Raw genomic sequence first — 17,213 nt, 5'->3', positions numbered from 1 at the left:
GCAGCAGGAAACCCAGATGCCTCAGATCGAACAGGTCGCCGCAACCTATGCGTCGCAGCTTTTCTGGCTGCTCGTGACGTTCGGCCTTGCGTTTCTCATCGTCGGGCGCGGCATGGTGCCGAAGATCCAGTCGACGATGGATTCGCGCGACAATCAGGTCGCTGCCGATCTGAAGGCAGCGCAGGCAGCACGTGCCGAAGCCGATGCGGACGAGGCCAAGTGGCGGGCCGACGAAAATGCGGCTCGCGAACGCGCCCGCTCGACGCTCGCCGCTGCCAAGGAAGAGGCGACGCGGGCGACCGAAGCACGGCTGGCGGCATCCGATGCCGACCACGCCGCCCGCATCGAGGCGGCCGAAGCGCGCATTGCCGCTGCCAGCGGTGCTGCCGCAGCGGAGATCGAAACCGTGGCCGCCGATGCCGCGCGTGACATCGTCGCACGCCTGTCGGGTGCCAATGTCACCGAAGATGAGGCGCGCGGCGCCGTGAAGGCAGTGCTCCATGGCTAATGCACCCACACACGGCGATCCGGTGGTTCAGACCGGCGTCGAAGCCCAGGCCAATTACCAGGCCGAACTCGATGCCGCCGCGCATGGTGAAGGCATGGGGATGCCCGAAACCGGTGTGAACGCGATCGAAACGCATGGCGAAGCGGTTCCGCACAGCGATCCGACTGCGCTGTTCCTCGACCCCACGGGTTGGGTGTCGGCGGCCATGGCGGTGTTCATCGTCATCCTGCTGTGGAAGGGCGTGCCAAAGCTGATCGGGCGTATGCTCGACGGCCAGATCGCCGCCATCCGCGGCCGACTGGACGAAGCCAAGGCGCTTCGTGCCGAGGCGGAGGCGCTGAAGACCGAATATCAGCGCAAGCTGGCCACGGCCGAAGCCGATGCAGCCGCAATGGTGGCCCATGCGGAGACGGAAGCGACCGCACTGCGTGCCAAGGCGGAAGCCGACGCTGCCGAACTGGTCCAGCGCCGTGCGCGCATGGCGGAGGACAAGATTGCCGCTGCCGAGCGTCAGGCGATCAGCGACATCCGCGTGCGGACCGCCGATGCTGCTGCCAAGGCAGCCGCCGCCATCCTGGCTGAAAAGCACGGCGCCGATGCGGATCGCGCACTGGTCGACCGGACGATTGCAGGACTTGGTCGCCCGAACTGATCGTTCGCACAGGGTCTCAAACAAGCAGGCGCGCGTCCGACCCGGGCGCGCGTTTTGCGTTTGTGGGCGCATCTATTGCGCCACCGGGAATCAGCGGTCACCATGTCTGAGATGAATAAGGGGGTAGGGGCGCCCCTGACTGTCGGGCGGCGAGCGGCCGATGCGATGAAAGCCGGCTCGCTCGTAAAAATGAGTCGCATGCCTATTCTGTTCATTCACGTCGGTGGTGAGCGACCCGTGCAGCGCTAGCGCATGTCGGATCATGGCGGTGCCGATGCCCCGACCATGCCAAAGCGGGGCGACGAACAGTGCCTCCATATGACCATCCTCGACCAGCATGACGGCAACGGGGCGGTCTTCAGTATCGACCGCTACCCATAACGGTGCGTTCGGGAGGAAGCCGGCAAGCATCTTGTCCAGTGCCGCGCGGTCATCGGTCGACAGAAATGCGTGGGTCGCGTCGACCGCGTCCCGCCAGATGTCGAGAATGCGCTTGCCCTCACCGGGGCGCTGTCGCCGGATCGTTGCCATGGTGGATCGCTGGCACAGCCGAACGCAGCCGGCAATCCGTAAGCAAAAGCGCCCGCTCACCCATATCGGGGGAGCGGGCGCCACTGTTTGGCCCTTATAGGCGCAGGCCGATCCCGACGCCGACCACCAGTGGGTCAAGGTCCAGCTTTACCGTCTGCGTTCCCGCAGCGGTGGTATCCAACCGCGCCTCGGTATCAATGTCGATATATTTGGCGTCGAGGTTCAGGAAGAAGCGGGGCGTCAGATCGACATCCACGCCCAGCTGCGCGGCCCAGCCGACGCTGTCGTCCATATGCACGCGCGTCTGACCCACCGCACCGGTCAGCCCGCGCGTCGGCTCCTCGTCCCAGAAGATGGTGTAGTTGATCCCCGCCCCGGCATAGGGGCGGATACTGCCGCGCGGGTTGAAGTGATATTGCGCGGTCAGCGTCGGCGGCAGCACCCAGGTGTTCGCCAGCTTGCCGATCGAGCGGGTCGTCCCCGAACGCCCGCTGGCGCTGTGCCGGGTGGTCGCGGCGATCAATTCAAAGCCGATATGGTCGGTCGCCATATAGGTCAGGTCCAGCTCCGGCATCACCGAATTGTCGACGCTGGCGCGCTCACCCGGGAAGGCGGGCAGAATGTCGCTTGAGCGTTCGTTCGGCGCGACCATGATCGCGCGGGCGCGCAGCAGCACGTCCCCGGCACGGATGCCGGTGCGATCCTCCTCCTGCGCGGCGGCGGGTGCGGTGGCGGCCGCAATCGCGATCAGGGCGGCGCCGATCAGTGCAATCTTCATGGATTATGGCTCCTGTCTGGTGCGGCATCGCTAGGGCGAGGGACAGGCGGAAACATTGACGGTCGCCAAACGGCGAATTGACGCGGATCAAAGAGGGGGGCGCACGTCCGGCCCATGGACCGGGGCATGTGGACCTATCACCCCGAACTGCTCGCCCGGCCGGTGCCGCGCTACACCAGCTATCCCACCGCCGCCGACTTTCAGGACATCGTCGGACCGGATGACATGGCGGCGGCGCTGGACCTTGTGGGGGCGGACCAAGCCATCTCGCTTTATGTCCACATCCCCTATTGCCGCGAGATCTGCTGGTATTGCGGGTGCAACACGGGGGCCGCGAATCGCAGCGCGCGGCTGAGCGCCTATCTGACCCGGCTAGGTGAGGAGATCGACCGGCTGGCGGCGCGACTGGCCGGCAGGGGGCGTGTGTCCCGCATCGCCTTTGGTGGTGGCAGTCCCAATGCGATCGCGGCGGCGGCGTTTGCATCGCTGACCGAGTATTTGCGGCAGCGGTTCCGGTGCGAGGATGCGGTGTTGTCGGTCGAGATCGACCCGCGCGGCTTCGACGTTGAATGGGCAGCGGCTATGGCCGATGCGGGCGTGTCGCACGCCAGTCTCGGCGTTCAGACGTTTGACCCCGCAATCCAGTCGGCGATTGGTCGGGTCCAGCCACCGGCGGACATCGCCCGCGCGGTTGGATGGCTGCGCAGGGCGGGGGTCACTTCGCTCAATTTCGACCTGATGTACGGCCTGCCCGGACAGGATGCGGCGGCGCTCCGCGCGACGCTTGCGACCGCCATTGCCATGATGCCCGATCGGCTGGCGGTGTTCGGCTATGCCCATGTCCCGCAGGTGATTCCGCGACAGCGGCGGATCGACGCATCGGCGTTGCCCGGCGCCGCCGAACGCTTTGCCCAGGCGGCGCTGGCGCATGAAGTGCTGACTGCCGAGGGCTATGATGCAGTCGGCTTTGACCATTTCGCGCGGCCAAGCGACCCGCTGGCCCGCGCGGCGGCGGCGGGCAGGCTGCACCGCAATTTTCAGGGCTTTGTCGACGATGGCGCGTCGGTGGTGATCGGCCTTGGCGCCAGCGCGATCAGCGCCTTTCCCGACCGGCTGTTGCAGAATGAGAAGAATAGCGGGCGCTATCACATGATGCTGGAGCAGCACGGCTCTGCCACCGCGCGCGGATGCCGTTTGAGCGCTGACGACCGGGTGCGCGGCCGCGCAATCGCCGCCATCCTGTGTCAGGGGGCGGCGGATCTGGCCGATATTCCTGATCTGTCGGCGGTTCGGGCGCAATTGGTGCCGTTCGAGGCGGCGGGGCTGGTGCGCTGGGCCGGGACGCGGCTGACGCTCGACTCCACGGCCTTGCCTTATGCGCGGTCGATTGCCGCCACGCTCGACGCCTATCGCCAACCCGGTTCGGCGCGCTTCAGCAATGCCGTGTGAGCCGTCGCGCTGTTCGGGCTGTGCGGTGCGGGCCACTGGCCTGTGCGGCGCGTTCGACGCGGAACGGATTGCCGCGCTGAGCGAGATTGCCCGGCGGCGCAGCGCTCCCGCGAGGCAGGTGCTGGCATGGCCAGGCGATCCGGCCATGAACTGCGCGACATTGGTGTCCGGCGCGCTCAAGGTGGTACGCAACCTGCCCGACGGGCGCCAGCATATCGTCGGCCTGCTGTTCCCCGGCGATCTGGTCGGCAATCCCTTTGCCGCGCGGGCGGACGAGACGATCGTGGTGTTGGCCGATGCCGAGTTATGCGTCTATCCGCGCGCCCCGCTGGCCGCGCTGCTCGATTCGCATCCCGCCGCCGTCCATGTCCTGCTGCGCGCCGCGCTGGGGGCGCTGACGGAGGCGCGGCGCTGGATGCTGACCCTCGGCCGCCGCAGCGCGGGCGAGCGGGTGGCGGGCCTGTTGCTGGATATGGCGGCGCGAGGGGGTGGGGAACGGTTCGACCTGCCGCTCAGCCGTGGTGGCATGGCGGAGGCACTGGGCCTGACCATCGAAACGGTCAGTCGCCAGATGACCGCCCTGAAGGCCGCGGGCATCATCGCCCTGCCGTCGGGTCGCGGCGTCGAATTGCTCGACCGGGAGCGATTGCGCCAACGGACGGGCTGAGCGTTCAGGCGGCGCAGCGTCCGTCCGCCACGCCATTGGCGGCACCGACCGCCATCTGCGCATCGCACAGCGCGACCATTGCGGGGCGATGGCTGACCAGAATCAGCCCCTGCCCGGTACGCGCCAGCCGTGCCGACAGCCGCGCCGCCACTTGGCCCTCGGTCGCGGGGTCCAGCCCCTCGCTCGGCTCGTCGAGCAGCAGCCAGGGCGCATCGGCGCAATAGGCACGGGCCAGCGCCAGGCGCCGCCGCTCACCCCCCGACAGCGTTTCGCCATTGCCGCCGATCCAGCTGTCCAGCCCCTGCGGCATGGCGCGCACCCGTCCATCGAGCGCAGCGTCGTGCAGCGCCTGCCACAGGGTCGCGTCGTCCGCATTGGGTCGGGCGAGCAACAGGTTGTCGCGCACCGTGCCCGACAGCAGCATCGCATCCTGTGGCAACCACGCAAAACAGCGCCGCGCCGCTTCCGTCGCCAGCGCGGACAGATCCACGCCGCCAATGGCGATGGTGCCGGGCTGTGCCGGGCGCAAGCCGATCAGCGTTTCGACCAAGGTCGTCTTGCCAACGCCTGATGGGCCGATCAGCGCCAGTCGCGTGCCGGGCGCGACGTGCGTCGGCCGCGGTCCGGCAAAGTCGATAGCAGGATGGCCGGGCCCTTCCGCGCCACGCACCGTGCCGCCGCTGGCCAGCAGCGCGTCGATACGCTCCTCCGCCTCACGCAAGCGCCCGCGTTCGGTCATGGTCCGCAGCACCGGTGCGACACTGTCCACCGTCATCGCCGCCGCCAGCGCCGCTAGCGCAGCAATCGCCGCCCCGGCCTCTACCGACAGGAGCAGCGCCAGCGCCGCCGCCCCTGCCAGCGCACCGGCATGAAGCAGCTCGAACCAGCCTGCGACCCGTGCCTGTCGGCGCTGCGCGGTTGCCAGCGCGGCGCTATGCGCGTCGACCTGTGCCGCTGCCCATGCCTCAAGCCCGAAGCAGCGCAATTCGGGCGCGGCGTCGTTCAGCGTCGCAACCGTATCGCGCAGCGCCCCCATAGCCTGTTGCACCGCGCGCCCGGGTGCTTCCATCCGCCGGGCCAGCCGGTCGCCGACAAACAGCAACGCCAGCACACAGCCGAGCGTCGCCAGCGCGGCGTCGATACCGCCCAGCAGCGTCAGTGCCCCGCCCGATGCCAGCGCCGCCGCCACGCCCCATGGGGCAGAACGACGGACGAAACGGGTTTCGACCGCATCGACATCGCCGATCAGCCGCGCGGTCGCATCCCCCTGTCCCAGCGCAAGGGCGTCGCCGACCGGCATCGCGGTAATGGCGCGGAACAAGGCGGGCCGGATGCGCGACAGCGCGCCGAATGCAGCCCCATGCCCCGCCAGCCGCTCACCATATCGCGCGCCGGTCCGCACGATGGCGAGCAGGCGGATCGCCGCCGATGGCAGCAGATAGTTGAACGCCTGTGCCACCGCGACACCGCCGGCGCCGGCAATGGCGGCGGCGGTGATGAACCATCCCGACAGGCCCAGCAGCATCACCGACGCGGCGGCGATCAACGCGGCACAGGCGGCGGCGCGCACCAGCCGGGGGAATTCAGTGCGACATTCCGCCGCGATCAGGGCGGCAAGGGTCATGGGCGGGCTCCCAGTTCGATGACATGATCGGCAATGGCGGCCAACGCGGCGCTGTGCGTCGCAATCAGCGTGGTGCGTCCGCGACAAGCGCTCGCCAACGTCGCGATCATCGCCGCCTCTGCCGCATGGTCGAGATGTGCGGTCGGCTCGTCGAGCAACAGCAGCGGGGCGGGCTTGATCAACGCGCGCGCCAGTGCCAGCCGCCGCCGCTCCCCACCCGACAGGCCGCTGCCGCGCGCGTCGATGATGCTGTCCAGCCCATGTTCTCGCCGCGCCAGCATTGGCCCCAATCCTGCCGCTGCGAGAACGCGGCGCAGATCGGCGGCGGTTGCTTCCCCATTGCCCAGCAACAGATTGTCGCGGATCGTACCTGCGATCAGCAACGGGTGTTGCCCGGCCCAGGCGGCAGAAGCGGCAACGCTGCCCATCAACGCCAGCGACTGTCCAGCGACCATCACCTCGCCCCCGGACAGGGGCGCAAGGCCGAGCAGCAGGTGCAGCAGGCTGGTCTTGCCGCTGCCCGACGGGCCGAGCAGCGCCACTGTCGCGCCGGGCGGAACCGAAAAGGACAGGCGATCGATGGCGGGCGCGTCGCAGCCGATATGGCGAACGGTGACGTCGCGAAACAGAATGTCGGGACCGGCGGGCAACGGGACGGCGGAATATGCCGGGGCTGGCTCTGGCAGCGCCATCAACTGCTCCGCCGCGGTCATCGCCGACTGTCGATCATGATATGCCGCCGCCAGCCGCCGCATCGGCGCATAGAATTCGGGCGCCAGCGCCAGCACGAAAAAGGCCTGGCCCAATGTCAGCCGCTCAGGCACCGGAAAGGGCAGCAGGCCCAGCAGGTTGAACCCGCAATAGACCGCGATCAGCGCGACAGACAGCGCGGCGAAAAATTCGAGGGCCGCCGATGAGAGGAATGCGACGCGCAGCACCTGCATCGTGCGGCGGGCCAGATCGGCGGCGGCGGCGCCGACGGCATCGGCCTCCCGCGCGCCTGCGCCATAGGCCAGCACCACGGGTAGGGCGCGGACGCGGTCGGCGAAATGGCCCGACAGCCGGGCCAGCGCGGCGAATTGCCGCCGCGACTCGTCCGCCGCCGCCGTGCCGGCCAGCGCCATCGCCGCGATGAAGGGGATCAGCGTCGCCGCCAAGATCGTCGCCGAAATCGGGCTGGCAAAGGCGGTAGCTGCCAGCACCAGCACCGGCGCCAGCGCCGCAGCGCGACGCGCGGGCAGGAAGCGTGCGACAAAGCCGTCCATCGCCTCCACGGCATCGGTTGCCGCGCCGGTCCAGTCGCCGGGCGATAGCGTGGCGCCCGGTTGCCGATGCAGCGCCCCCGCCATCACCCGCGCGCGCAGCGCCAGCTTGGCCCGTGCAGACCCGGCGGCGCCCGCCCGCGCGGCCAGCATCGCGCACAGCCCGCGCGCAATGCCCGCCGCCGCCGCCAGCATTGCCCAGGGCAGCACCGCCGCGATACCGGACGGCACCGCCGTCACCGCACCGGCAATGCCCCCGGCAAAGCCGATCGCCGCCAGCGTATCGAGCAGCAGCAGCGCGGTCGCGCCGCCCGTTTGCCGCCCGGCAATGGCGTTCATCCATGTCATGCGGGCTCGGTTCGAAGCCCGGTCGGGGGAAATCGCGTGCATGGCCCTCAGTCCCGCGCGGCGGGCGTGCCGTCTTTGACCGCGGTCAATGTCTGGCGCGCGACGTCAGCCTAGCCCGGCGTTCGTGATCGGGCCGGCATTGCGGCTCGCGGGGGAGAATCGTTCATGGACCTCGGGGTCATCGACCTGTCGCGGCTGCAATTCGCACTGACCGCGCTGTATCATTTCCTGTTCGTGCCGCTGACGCTGGGCCTGTCGTTCCTGCTCGTCATCATGGAATCGGTCTATGTGATGACCAACCGCCCGATTTGGCGGACGACGACACGGTTCTGGGGCAAGATCTTTGGCATCAATTTCGTGCTGGGGGTCGCCACCGGGCTGACCATGGAGTTCCAGTTCGGCACCAACTGGTCCTATTTCTCGCACTATGTCGGCGACATCTTCGGCGCGCCACTGGCGATCGAGGGGCTGATGGCCTTTTTCCTCGAAGCCACGATGGTCGGGGTGATGTTCTTTGGCTGGGACCGGCTGTCCAAGCTGGGCCATTTGTTCGTCACCTTTCTGGTGGCGCTGGGCACCAATTTGTCGGCGCTTTGGATCCTGATCGCCAATGGCTGGATGCAGAACCCGGTCGGGGCCAGCTTCAATCCCGACACGATGCGCATGGAGGTCAGCGATTTCGGCGCCGTGCTGTTCAACCCGATCGCCCAGGCCAAGTTCGTGCATACGGTCAGCGCGGGTTACGTGATCGCGTCGGCGCTGGTGCTGGGCGTGTCGGCCTACTGGCTGCTGAAAGGCCGGTTCATCGGTGTGGCCCGTCGGTCGATGACGGTGGCGGCGGCGTTCGGGCTTGCGTCCTCGCTGTCGGTCGTCGTGCTGGGGGATGAAAGCGGCTATACCCTGACCGACAACCAGAAGATGAAACTGGCCGCGATCGAGGCCGCCTGGCACACCGAAGAGGGGCCTGCCGGGCTGACCATCTTCGGCATGCCCGATACGGTCGCCCGCACCACCCGATACGAAGTGCAGGTGCCGTGGTTGCTTGGCCTGATCGCGACGCGCAGCCTGGACGGGACGGTCGCGGGCATGTCGGACCTGGTGCTGAAGGCGGAGGAGCGCATCACGTCCGGCGTGATCGCCTATGACGCGGTCGAAACGCTTAAGAGCGATCCGCAGGACCGCGCCGCGCGTGCCCGGTTCGAAACGCACCGCCGCGATCTGGGCTATGCGTTGCTGCTCAAGCGCCATGTCGCCGATCCGCGCGCCGCGACACCGCAACAGATCAGCGCCGCGGCATGGGACACGGTGCCCGACGTGCCGCTGATGTTCTGGAGCTTCCGCATCATGGCGGGCATCGGCTTTGCGATGATCGCGCTGTTCGCCGTGGCTTTCATCCTCTGTTCGCTGCGGATGCATATGGAGACGCGCTGGTTTCTGAAACTGGCCGTGGCGGCGATCCCGCTGCCTTGGATCGCGGCGGAGCTGGGCTGGGTCGTGGCCGAACTGGGCCGCCAGCCATGGGCGATTGAAGGCGTGTTGCCGACCTTCCTTGCCGCCAGTTCGCTCAGCCGGGGGGCATTGTGGACGACCCTTGCGGGCTTCACCGCCCTGTACGGCGCACTGGCCGTGATCGAGGTGCGGCTGATCCTGGCGGCGATCCGCCACGGACCCGACGCACAAGAGCATGACCAGCCCGCACCCGGACGAATGCCCGCCACCCCCGTCACCGCCTGAACCCATTTGTTCGAAGGAACCGGACCCATGTTCGACTATGAGACGCTGCGCGTCATCTGGTGGGCGCTGTTGGGCATATTGCTCATCGGTTTTGCCCTAACCGACGGCTTCGACCTCGGCACCGCTGCCCTGCTGCCCTTCGTCGCGCGCGACGATGCCGAACGGCGACAGGTGATCAACACCGTCGGCCCCACCTGGGAAGGCAACCAGGTGTGGTTCATTCTGGGCGGCGGCGCGATCTTCGCTGCCTGGCCCTTTGTCTATGCGGTCAGCTTTTCGGGCTTTTACCTGGCGATGTTCGTCGTGCTGGCCGCGCTGATCCTGCGGCCGGTGGGATTCAAATATCGCTCGAAACGCGAAGACCCGGCATGGCGCGGCCGCTGGGACTGGGCGCTGTTCACCGGCGGGTTCGTGCCCGCGCTGGTGTTCGGCGTGGCGGTCGGCAACGTGTTGCAGGGCGCGCCCTTCCGCATCGACAGCGACCTTCGCAGTTTTTACGAGGGCGGCTTTCTGGGCCTGTTCACGCCATTCAGCCTGTTGTGCGGGCTGTTGTCGGTGGCGATGCTGGTGCTGCACGGCGCGGCCTGGATCACGATCAAGGTCGAACGCGGTGCGGTGCACGACCGGGCACGCCGTTATGGCAGCGTAGCGGCGGTCGCATCGGTCCTGCTGTTCGCGATCGGCTATCTGTTCGTCGCTTATGGCGACATCGGCTATCGCATCGTCGGCGCGGTCGATCCCGCCGGGCCATCCAACCCGCTGCATACGCTGAGCGAGCCGGCGCGCGGCGGCTGGCTGGCCAATTACGGCCTGTATCCATGGATGACGGTCGCGCCGATGCTGGGCCTTGGCGGTGCGGTGCTGGCGTGGTTCGGCATCCGACAGGGCAGGGAGGCGCTGGCCTTTGCCGGTTCGTCCGCGTCGGCGCTGGGGATCATCGCCACGGTCGGCTGTTCGATGTTTCCCTTCATCCTGCCGTCCAGCATCGACGCGCATTCCAGCCTGACCGTGTGGAACGCATCGTCCACGCACAAGACGCTGGGCATCATGCTGTTCGTGACCGTGGTCTTCCTGCCGATCGTCCTGGCTTATACCGCATGGGCGTACAAGGTGATGTTCGGCCGGGTCACGACGCACGACATCCGCACCAATCCCGACCTTTACTGACGGAGCATCGCCATGTGGTATTTTACCTGGGTTCTGGGCCTTGGCCTTGCGGTCGGCTTCGGCATCCTGAACGGCATCTGGCACGAATTCCATCTGCCGATCGAAGATGACGCGGCCGCGCCGGCCAATCGTTGAGCGGCACGTCATGGGCCGTGCGATCCCGGCGTCGCCGCCGATCCGGGGCCGCACGGCCACAGGCGACAAGCCGCCCGGCAGTCGTTATGCTGGTGTCATGGCGCTTACCGACATCTGCTCCGACTGCGCGGTCCGCGATCAGGCGCTTTGCGGCAGCCTGAATGACCAGGAATTGCAGGCGCTGAATGCGCTGGGCCAGCGACGCCATGTCGCGCGCGGTGAAAGCGTGATGTGGGCCGGGGATGAAAGCGTCATCTGTGCCAATCTGCTGTCGGGCGTGCTAAAGCTGGTGGCGTCGACGGCGGACGGCCGCGAACAGATTGTCGGCCTGCTCCACGCCGCCGACTTCGTCGGCCAACCTTATGCCGAACAGGCCGATTTCACCATCACCGCGCTGACCGACGCCGAACTATGCGTGTTCCCCCGCGTGCCATTCGAACGCGTGCTGGAGGATCATGTGCGGATGGAGCGGCTGTTGTTGCATCGCACGCTGCAGGCATTGAGCGCGGCGCGCGGGCGGATGTTGGCACTGGCCCGCAAATCGGCGGAGGAAAAGGTCGCGGGCTTCCTGCTCGACATGGCGGCGCGTGCCGGGTCGGACGGGTGCCGCGCCACCGCCGACGGCCCGGTGACCTTCGACCTGCCGTTGACGCGCGGGCAGATGGCCGATGTGCTGGGCCTGACCATCGAAACGGTCAGCCGTCAGATGACCAAGCTGAAGGCCGCAGGCGTCATCCGCCTGCCTGGTGGGCGGGCGATCACGATCAGCGATCCGGCGGCGCTGGAGGATCGGTCGGAAGCCGCCTGATCACGGCGCGCGGTGCGCGATCCGCGCGATCAGCATCTCGCGCGCTTCCCGCGTCAGGCGCCGGTCGGCCAGCGTCAGTATCGCCAGTTCCTCGAACGCGATCGCCTGTCGCCACGCGGTGAAGCAGCAGCGCAACAAATACCCCATCGCGTCGGCATCCAGCGGTTGCTGGTCGGGCCCCTGCGGCGTCAGTGCGGCGATCAGTTCCTGACAGGTCGCGGCATCGGCGATGCGTGCCTGCATGATGCGACCCAGCAGCGCGTCGGTCAGTGGGTCGTCGGCCTGCAAGTGAAAGATCGAACGCAGGAAGCGGTCGTCGTCACCGTCCTGATCGTGCGCCAGCGTATCGAGCGCGGCGCATAGCTGCCGCGCATGTTCGTCGCTGGGCCGGTCGGGCAGGGCGTCGGCACATGCTTCCAGCGCGTCGCAAAGCCGCTCCCGCCGGTCCTGCCGGGCCAGCAGCCGCGCGACTTCGATCTCCCGAATGACATGCCAATAGCGGGCGATTGGCACCACCGTGTCCACCGGCCCGAATTCCCGATCGCTCATGGGACTCTCCCTTGCGCGACCTGATGCCCGAACGGTTGGCGGGTGCATTGATGGCGGTCAAATCCGACCGCTGACGGACTCAGCCCTTGCCCAGCTTTTCCTTCAGCGCCGCCAGCCCGGCAAAGGGACCGGCCTGATCCTCGCTCAGCACGCCCGCTTCGCGCAGCGCGTCCTCTGCATCGGCGGCGCGGGGGAAGGGTTCGAGCGCCAGCGCCAGCGTCTGTGCCGCGGCTTCGCCCAGGTCGATGGCGCCGCCGGTGAAGAAAATCGTGTCGCAATCATCGGCGTCCAGCTCAACCTCCTCCGGCGTATCGTCACCGGGTTCGGGCTGGAAGCGCAGGGTAAAGGGCTGGTCGATTGTCGCGGACACGGGCTTTCCGGTGGCGACACACGCTTGCGATACCCTGCCCTTCAGCGTGCCGGTCGCGATGACGCCCACCGCGTCGCGCCGCACGGCATAATCGGCCGCCAGCCGGTCCAGCGCCAGCAGCCCGAAACGCCCCGCCAGCGCGCGGCGTTCATCGGCCGTCGCATCGACATGATGCTCGCTTTCGCCCGCACCGATCTGGTCCAGGCGTAGCGGGCGCGAAAATTCGGGCGTCATGGCAGTTCCCCGTTGCGAAGCCGGTCGGCGCCGATCTCGTCCAGCGCTGCGCGAAAACCGATCAGCGCGGCGCGCACATGGTCGAGCGCAGCCGGCGCGGGCGCTTCCCCGCGATAGATGTTGCGGACCAGCGCGCCGTCCAGATCGCCACCCGACAGTCCGTCGCGATAGGCGCCCAGCCGCCCGCCCAACATGCCCATCATCTTGCCGACATGCTTGCCGACCATGATGTCACCCACCCCCTGCTGGCGAAGCTGGCCATCCATGTCGTCGATAAAGCACTCCGCCACCGACGCAGACAGCGTGCCCGACGATTCGCCGTCGTGTTCCAGGCGCAGCAGAACCATCGTCAGAACCGCGGCGATCATGTCGAACCGGCCGTCGATCGTGTCCGGAACGGCGCCCGCCTGATACCAGTGCGGCTGGCGCGCGCGGGCGACGATCGCGTTGTACAGCGGCTCTCCTTCGCGCTGTGGGGTTGAGCCGAAAAGGCGTTGCAGCAGTCCCATCGAATTCCCTGATCGTACACGGCCTTGTTTGGCGTGCGCTGGCCGCATATTGAGGCGCATCGCGTTCGATGCAATCGGCAAAGGGCGCGCATCGGTATTGTTGAGTTCAGGAGATTTCGATGGCGCTGTCCGGTCCCCGTGCGATCGCGTCGCTGCTGGCCCTTTCGCTGGCAGCGTCGGCGTGCGCGCCGCTCAGAAGCCATCAGGGCTATGTCATCGACGCCGATCTGGTGAACTCGGTTCAACCGGGCGTCGATAATCGCGACTCGGTGCTACGGACGCTGGGTCAGCCCACGCTGACGGCGCAGTTCGATCAGGGCGACTGGTATTATGTGTCGCGCGACAGCCGTAACTATGCCTTCAGCAATCCCGATCCCAATGCCCAGACGACAATCCGCATCCGTTTCGACGGGGCCGGTAATGTGGCCTCGATCGACCGGATGGGGCTGGAGCAGGTTGCCGAGGTCAATCCGATCAAGAAGAAGACGCCGACCCTGGGTCGCGAGCGCGGATTCTTTCAGGAACTGTTCGGCAATATCGGCACCGTGGGCGCACCGGGCGCGGGTGCGCCTGGCGGCCCCTGATCCTTTCGCAACGCTGACTTGATCGTTCCCGCGCCGTTCAGTGGCGCGGCTCCATAAAGTCTCCACCAACGGACGAAGGACCGGCAACGGTCGGAAGCGTCCGGGAGAACATGGAGGACAAGAGATGCGTAAGCTGATCACCACCGCGCTGATGGCCGCCGTCGCGATCCCGACGCTGGCGGTGCCCGGTGTCGCCAGCGCCCAGTCGTGGCGCGAAGTCGAGCGCAGCCGCCGCGATGTTCGGGAAGAACGCCGCGAATTGCGCGACGCATATCGCCGTGGTGACCGTCGCGACATCCGCCGCGAACAGCGCGATGTGCGCGATGCGCGCCGCGAATTGCGTGAGGACCGCCGCGATTATCGCTGGGGCCGCAACGACTGGCGCGATTGGCGCGGCCGCAACCGTGCGCTCTATGCCCGTGGCAACTGGCGTGCGCCGTTCCGTTACAATCAGTGGCGCCCCGGCGCCCGCATCGCGCCGACCTATTATGGGCGCCGTTACTGGATCAACGACCCCTATCGCTATCACCTGCCGCCGGCTGGGCGCTACCAGCGCTGGGTCCGTCATTATGACGACGTCGTGCTGATCGATCAGCGCCGCGGCGTGGTGGTCGACGTTATTCGCGGCTTCTGGTGGTGACCTGAATTCGGGGGCGGGCTCCGGCCCGTGCCCGATCCTGTCCAACAGGGGGACCCGGTCGACAGCAATGTCGGCCGGGTTTCGCGTTTCTGGCCGGTGGCCGCGCCGCGATACGCGACGGCGCGGCCGGTGCGCGACAGGCACCAGTCCCGAAAGGGGGAAAGGGACTGCCGGGGCAACGCCCGTCTGGCGATTTTGTTCGCTCGCCGCCTAGAAGTCGCTGCCCAGCGTCACGGCCAGCCCCGATCCCGGCGACGCATCGCCTGCGATCCGCTGTCGCCAGTCGATTGTCAGGCGAAGGTTTTGTGGCCCTGCCGGGATGGCGACCGCCAGTGAGGGGCCGATGTCCAGCCGCCCGGCATCACGCTGAACCGCCCCCCAAGCACCTGCGCCAAGGGTCAGTGCGCCGCCGCGCGTGACCGGGCGCGCCAGCCGCAGCGCGCCGTCGGCGAACGGCTCCACCCGTTGCCGGCGCAGCACCGCGCCGCCCTGAGCATAGCCCTCCAGACTGAACCCGGCAGCCACGGGCGTGGGATTGATCCCGCCCAGTGCCATCAGTGTCGGTCCGCCCGGCGATCCATCCAGCCCGATACGCTGTTCGGCGATCACCGAAACGGGCGCGCGGATTGGGCGCCACTCCACCCCCAGCGCCGCTTCGGCACCGCGCCCGCGCAGGGGCGAGGACAATCGCGCAGACAGCGCAACGCGGCGAGATTCGCCCAGCGCATAGCGAAGGCGAACGCCCGCCTGCGACCCGCCAAGTTGCCCGCCCGGCCCCAGCCCGTCGCCGCGCCCCTGTCGCAGCGCCAGCCAGCCGGTGCCCGACAGGCGCGATGCGGCCCGACGCGGCGCATCCGGCGCCGACGGCGGGGCGGGGCCAGGGCGATAGGGGGCATTTAACACAGCGTCGGGTTGACGCTGCGCCACGCTGAGCATTCCTTGCCCGCTGGGTGCCAGGTTGCCGCGTGAACGGCCCAGTTCACGCGCGATGGTCGTACTGCCTGGGGCCGCCGCGTCCAAGGCGGCGGATCTGGGGGGCGGGGCGGACCATTCGCCCAGCAGACGCGGCGGCACCGATGCCAACCCTCCATCGGCTGCCGATGCCCTTGGCGTGATCAATTCGGGCAGCCGCGCGGCTTCGGGCAGCAACAGGGCGATGCGCAGCGCTGTCCAACCGCCCAGCACCAGACCCAGAAATCGAAGCGGTCGGCCTGCCGTCCTCTTCATCCGTTCGACCGCGTCAGGTCAGGGAAATGATGTTCGGTCTTGTCCCAATGCAGCGCCCCGCCGCGCAGCAACCCGACATAACGAAAGATCGCCCGCCGCGCTGCCAGAAGCGCGATGTAGTTGGCAACCGCCATGCGCGGGATCGACCATGCCGCCTCTGCCCAGCCATAATCGGCACCGACAAAGATCGCGCGCATCGCCATGCGCCAGATCAGGAACCCCGCATTGACACCCAGCAGCCATGCCAGCCCGTCGCTTAACGGGCGGGTAAAATCGCCTCGCCACCATTGGACGACGCTCAGCGTGCCCCATCCCACCAGCGCCAGATAGGCCGCCGCCAACACCAGGATTGACAGGATCGCGCGCCGGTCGCGCATCCGCATCCAATGGTCACCCAGCGCCAACGTGCGGCCCCAGCCGGTCCGGTCCCATCCTGCCAGCGCGATTCCGGTCATCCAGCGCGCTTTCTGCCGCACGGACGCATCCACCTTGGCAGGAAAAAAGGCACGTACCGCAACCGGCGCGCCGCCGGGCACCTCTGTCACGCGGGCAAAAACGGCACGGCCGCCCAGCCGCGCGATGGTCAGGCCAAGCTCGTAATCCTCGGTCAATGACGCGGGGTCGAAAGGCAGGCCACCGCGACTGGCCGCGACGCGCGCCAGCATGTCACGGTCAATCGCACAGCCCACGCCGGCCAGAGGCATTGCCGCGCCCAGTGTCTGGCGGACCAGCATCTGCTTGGCGTGCGCTTCCGCGAACTCGTCGGCATAATGGCCCGCGACCAGCCGGGAACGGCGATCGATCAGCGGCAGGACCGGCAGTTGCACAACATCGGCTCCCTGATCGAGCAGACTGGCATAGACCGCCAGTTCGTTGCGGTGTGCCACGTCCTCGGCATCGTGCAGCACCACCGCGCGGGCCTTGGGTTCGCCCGCCGCCTCGTCCGCCAGCAATGCTTCCCACAAGCTGTTCAGGCAGTCGGCCTTGGTGGTGGGGCCGGGGCGCTCACCGATGACCAATCGGATGCGGGGATCGCTTTCCGCGACGGCAGCCACTGCATCGATCGTCGGGCGATCATTCGGGTAGGTGCCGACATAGAGCCGCCAATCGGGATGTTCGAAGCGTGCGGCGGCGGTGGTGAGCATCGCGCCAATCACCGCGCTTTCGTCCCAGGCGGCGACAAAAACAACGATCCGGCTCGCGTCGTGCGGCGGCGGGAGTTCCGCAACCGTAGGGGTTTCGATCCCGCGCAGCCACAGCCCGGCCCGGCGGAAAAGATACAGCGAATCGACCAGAAAATCGTCGAAACCGCCGATCGCAAAGCCGATCGCGGCGAACAGAATCGCTTCGTATAAGGCCGCTTCGGCGAATGCCAGCAGCCAGTCCCCCTGTGTCACTCCGGCTTGCCCCAACCGATTCGGACGCGGCCGAGCATCC

19 protein-coding genes are annotated in these 17,213 nt (G+C 67.8%); 10 read left to right on the top strand and 9 right to left on the bottom strand.

Annotated features, from left to right (window positions below):
* The first annotated feature begins 16 nt into the window (after nt 1-16).
* Together ACAX61_RS05070 and ACAX61_RS05065 are read left to right on the top strand one after the other, a co-directional pair.
* Nucleotides 17-508, top strand: coding sequence for a F0F1 ATP synthase subunit B family protein (locus ACAX61_RS05070; RefSeq protein WP_370713707.1), 492 nt, complete (start codon nt 17-19; stop codon nt 506-508).
* The gene (locus tag ACAX61_RS05065) at nt 501-1,160 is read left to right on the top strand and encodes a F0F1 ATP synthase subunit B family protein (RefSeq protein ID WP_370713706.1); all 660 of its coding nucleotides are present in this window, start codon (nt 501-503) and stop codon (nt 1,158-1,160) included. The genes ACAX61_RS05070 and ACAX61_RS05065 overlap by 8 nt, the downstream gene beginning before the upstream one ends.
* 90 nt (nt 1,161-1,250) lie before the next feature.
* On the opposite strand, the gene ACAX61_RS05060 is transcribed toward ACAX61_RS05065, so the two are convergent.
* Nucleotides 1,251-1,691, bottom strand: a complete 441-nt coding sequence (locus ACAX61_RS05060) for an acetyltransferase (protein WP_370713705.1) — start codon at nt 1,689-1,691, stop codon at nt 1,251-1,253.
* Between the two features lie 94 nt (nt 1,692-1,785).
* Nucleotides 1,786-2,469, bottom strand: coding sequence for an OmpW/AlkL family protein (locus tag ACAX61_RS05055; RefSeq protein WP_370713704.1), 684 nt, complete (start codon nt 2,467-2,469; stop codon nt 1,786-1,788).
* A gap of 126 nt (nt 2,470-2,595) precedes the next feature.
* Here ACAX61_RS05055 and hemN point away from each other — a divergent pair, with 126 nt between their 5' ends.
* On the top strand, nt 2,596-3,918 hold the full coding sequence (gene hemN / locus ACAX61_RS05050; protein ID WP_370714908.1) for an oxygen-independent coproporphyrinogen III oxidase: 1,323 nt from the start codon (nt 2,596-2,598) through the stop codon (nt 3,916-3,918).
* Nucleotides 3,919-3,943: 25 nt separating this feature from the next.
* The gene (locus ACAX61_RS05045) at nt 3,944-4,585 is read left to right on the top strand and encodes a Crp/Fnr family transcriptional regulator (protein ID WP_370713703.1); all 642 of its coding nucleotides are present in this window, start codon (nt 3,944-3,946) and stop codon (nt 4,583-4,585) included.
* Nucleotides 4,586-4,589: 4 nt separating this feature from the next.
* Here ACAX61_RS05045 and ACAX61_RS05040 read toward each other — a convergent pair whose 3' ends face one another.
* Nucleotides 4,590-6,209, bottom strand: a complete 1,620-nt coding sequence (locus ACAX61_RS05040; RefSeq protein WP_370713702.1) for an amino acid ABC transporter ATP-binding/permease protein — start codon at nt 6,207-6,209, stop codon at nt 4,590-4,592.
* Nucleotides 6,206-7,819: a thiol reductant ABC exporter subunit CydD gene (cydD, locus tag ACAX61_RS05035; RefSeq protein WP_370713701.1), complete on the bottom strand. Its 1,614-nt coding sequence runs from the start codon at nt 7,817-7,819 to the stop codon at nt 6,206-6,208. The genes ACAX61_RS05040 and cydD overlap by 4 nt, the downstream gene beginning before the upstream one ends.
* A gap of 165 nt (nt 7,820-7,984) precedes the next feature.
* On the opposite strand from cydD, the gene ACAX61_RS05030 reads away from it, so the two are divergent.
* From ACAX61_RS05030 to ACAX61_RS05015, 4 genes are read left to right on the top strand one after another with little or no spacing between them, the layout of a single operon-like run.
* Nucleotides 7,985-9,553 carry a cytochrome ubiquinol oxidase subunit I gene (locus ACAX61_RS05030; protein ID WP_370713700.1) on the top strand — a complete coding sequence of 523 codons (1,569 nt, stop codon included), beginning with the start codon at nt 7,985-7,987 and terminating at the stop codon, nt 9,551-9,553.
* A 27-nt stretch (nt 9,554-9,580) separates the two neighbouring features.
* Nucleotides 9,581-10,720 (top strand): cytochrome d ubiquinol oxidase subunit II, encoded by a 1,140-nt coding sequence (gene cydB, locus ACAX61_RS05025; RefSeq protein WP_370713699.1) that lies wholly within the window; start codon nt 9,581-9,583, stop codon nt 10,718-10,720.
* A gap of 12 nt (nt 10,721-10,732) precedes the next feature.
* On the top strand, nt 10,733-10,855 hold the full coding sequence (gene cydX, locus ACAX61_RS05020) for a cytochrome bd-I oxidase subunit CydX (RefSeq protein ID WP_370713698.1): 123 nt from the start codon (nt 10,733-10,735) through the stop codon (nt 10,853-10,855).
* A complete protein-coding gene (locus ACAX61_RS05015) occupies nt 10,827-11,663 on the top strand; it encodes a Crp/Fnr family transcriptional regulator (protein WP_370713697.1) in 837 nt (278 codons plus the stop codon). The genes cydX and ACAX61_RS05015 overlap by 29 nt, the downstream gene beginning before the upstream one ends.
* Here the strand turns inward: ACAX61_RS05015 and ACAX61_RS05010 are convergent, their stop codons facing one another.
* The 3 genes from ACAX61_RS05010 to ACAX61_RS05000 form a co-directional block, all read right to left on the bottom strand.
* Nucleotides 11,664-12,212, bottom strand: coding sequence for a hypothetical protein (locus ACAX61_RS05010; RefSeq protein ID WP_370713696.1), 549 nt, complete (start codon nt 12,210-12,212; stop codon nt 11,664-11,666). It abuts the gene before it with no gap.
* A 79-nt stretch (nt 12,213-12,291) separates the two neighbouring features.
* A complete protein-coding gene (locus ACAX61_RS05005; protein WP_370713695.1) occupies nt 12,292-12,816 on the bottom strand; it encodes a YceD family protein in 525 nt (174 codons plus the stop codon).
* Complete coding sequence (locus tag ACAX61_RS05000) at nt 12,813-13,325, bottom strand: ubiquinol-cytochrome C chaperone family protein (protein ID WP_370713694.1); 513 nt, start codon at nt 13,323-13,325, stop codon at nt 12,813-12,815. Before ACAX61_RS05000 ends, ACAX61_RS05005 begins: the two co-directional genes overlap by 4 nt.
* Nucleotides 13,326-13,444: 119 nt before the next feature.
* Between ACAX61_RS05000 and ACAX61_RS04995 the strand changes: the two genes are divergently transcribed.
* Both ACAX61_RS04995 and ACAX61_RS04990 read left to right on the top strand, forming a co-directional pair.
* Nucleotides 13,445-13,909, top strand: a complete 465-nt coding sequence (locus tag ACAX61_RS04995) for an outer membrane protein assembly factor BamE (RefSeq protein WP_370713693.1) — start codon at nt 13,445-13,447, stop codon at nt 13,907-13,909.
* Nucleotides 13,910-14,033: 124 nt separating this feature from the next.
* Nucleotides 14,034-14,549 carry an RcnB family protein gene (locus ACAX61_RS04990; protein WP_370713692.1) on the top strand — a complete coding sequence of 172 codons (516 nt, stop codon included), beginning with the start codon at nt 14,034-14,036 and terminating at the stop codon, nt 14,547-14,549.
* A 210-nt stretch (nt 14,550-14,759) separates the two neighbouring features.
* On the opposite strand, the gene ACAX61_RS04985 is transcribed toward ACAX61_RS04990, so the two are convergent.
* Nucleotides 14,760-15,776 (bottom strand): hypothetical protein, encoded by a 1,017-nt coding sequence (locus tag ACAX61_RS04985; RefSeq protein ID WP_370713691.1) that lies wholly within the window; start codon nt 15,774-15,776, stop codon nt 14,760-14,762.
* Complete coding sequence (locus ACAX61_RS04980; protein ID WP_370713690.1) at nt 15,773-17,173, bottom strand: glycosyl transferase family protein; 1,401 nt, start codon at nt 17,171-17,173, stop codon at nt 15,773-15,775. Before ACAX61_RS04980 ends, ACAX61_RS04985 begins: the two co-directional genes overlap by 4 nt.
* Between the last annotated feature and the right edge of the window lie 40 nt (nt 17,174-17,213).

This window comes from Sphingomonas sp. IW22 (genome assembly GCF_041321155.1).
Taxonomy (GTDB): domain Bacteria; phylum Pseudomonadota; class Alphaproteobacteria; order Sphingomonadales; family Sphingomonadaceae; genus Sphingomonas.
The sequence above is the reverse complement of the archived record's forward strand: the minus strand, read 5'-3'. Positions and strand labels throughout refer to the sequence as shown.

Excerpts from the sequence above, each read along its gene's own strand:
- ACAX61_RS05070 (WP_370713707.1), top strand. The coding sequence starts at position 17 with ATGCCTCAGATCGAACAGGTCGCCGCAACCTATGCGTCGCAGCTTTTC.
- ACAX61_RS05065 (WP_370713706.1), top strand. The coding sequence starts at position 501 with ATGGCTAATGCACCCACACACGGCGATCCGGTGGTTCAGACCGGCGTC.
- ACAX61_RS05060 (WP_370713705.1), bottom strand. The coding sequence starts at position 1,691 with ATGGCAACGATCCGGCGACAGCGCCCCGGTGAGGGCAAGCGCATTCTC.
- ACAX61_RS05055 (WP_370713704.1), bottom strand. The coding sequence starts at position 2,469 with ATGAAGATTGCACTGATCGGCGCCGCCCTGATCGCGATTGCGGCCGCC.
- hemN (WP_370714908.1), top strand. The coding sequence starts at position 2,596 with ATGTGGACCTATCACCCCGAACTGCTCGCCCGGCCGGTGCCGCGCTAC.
- ACAX61_RS05040 (WP_370713702.1), bottom strand. The coding sequence starts at position 6,209 with ATGACCCTTGCCGCCCTGATCGCGGCGGAATGTCGCACTGAATTCCCC.
- cydD (WP_370713701.1), bottom strand. The coding sequence starts at position 7,819 with ATGACATGGATGAACGCCATTGCCGGGCGGCAAACGGGCGGCGCGACC.
- ACAX61_RS05030 (WP_370713700.1), top strand. The coding sequence starts at position 7,985 with ATGGACCTCGGGGTCATCGACCTGTCGCGGCTGCAATTCGCACTGACC.
- cydB (WP_370713699.1), top strand. The coding sequence starts at position 9,581 with ATGTTCGACTATGAGACGCTGCGCGTCATCTGGTGGGCGCTGTTGGGC.
- cydX (WP_370713698.1), top strand. The coding sequence starts at position 10,733 with ATGTGGTATTTTACCTGGGTTCTGGGCCTTGGCCTTGCGGTCGGCTTC.
- ACAX61_RS05015 (WP_370713697.1), top strand. The coding sequence starts at position 10,827 with ATGACGCGGCCGCGCCGGCCAATCGTTGAGCGGCACGTCATGGGCCGT.
- ACAX61_RS05010 (WP_370713696.1), bottom strand. The coding sequence starts at position 12,212 with ATGAGCGATCGGGAATTCGGGCCGGTGGACACGGTGGTGCCAATCGCC.
- ACAX61_RS05005 (WP_370713695.1), bottom strand. The coding sequence starts at position 12,816 with ATGACGCCCGAATTTTCGCGCCCGCTACGCCTGGACCAGATCGGTGCG.
- ACAX61_RS05000 (WP_370713694.1), bottom strand. The coding sequence starts at position 13,325 with ATGGGACTGCTGCAACGCCTTTTCGGCTCAACCCCACAGCGCGAAGGA.
- ACAX61_RS04995 (WP_370713693.1), top strand. The coding sequence starts at position 13,445 with ATGGCGCTGTCCGGTCCCCGTGCGATCGCGTCGCTGCTGGCCCTTTCG.
- ACAX61_RS04990 (WP_370713692.1), top strand. The coding sequence starts at position 14,034 with ATGCGTAAGCTGATCACCACCGCGCTGATGGCCGCCGTCGCGATCCCG.
- ACAX61_RS04985 (WP_370713691.1), bottom strand. The coding sequence starts at position 15,776 with ATGAAGAGGACGGCAGGCCGACCGCTTCGATTTCTGGGTCTGGTGCTG.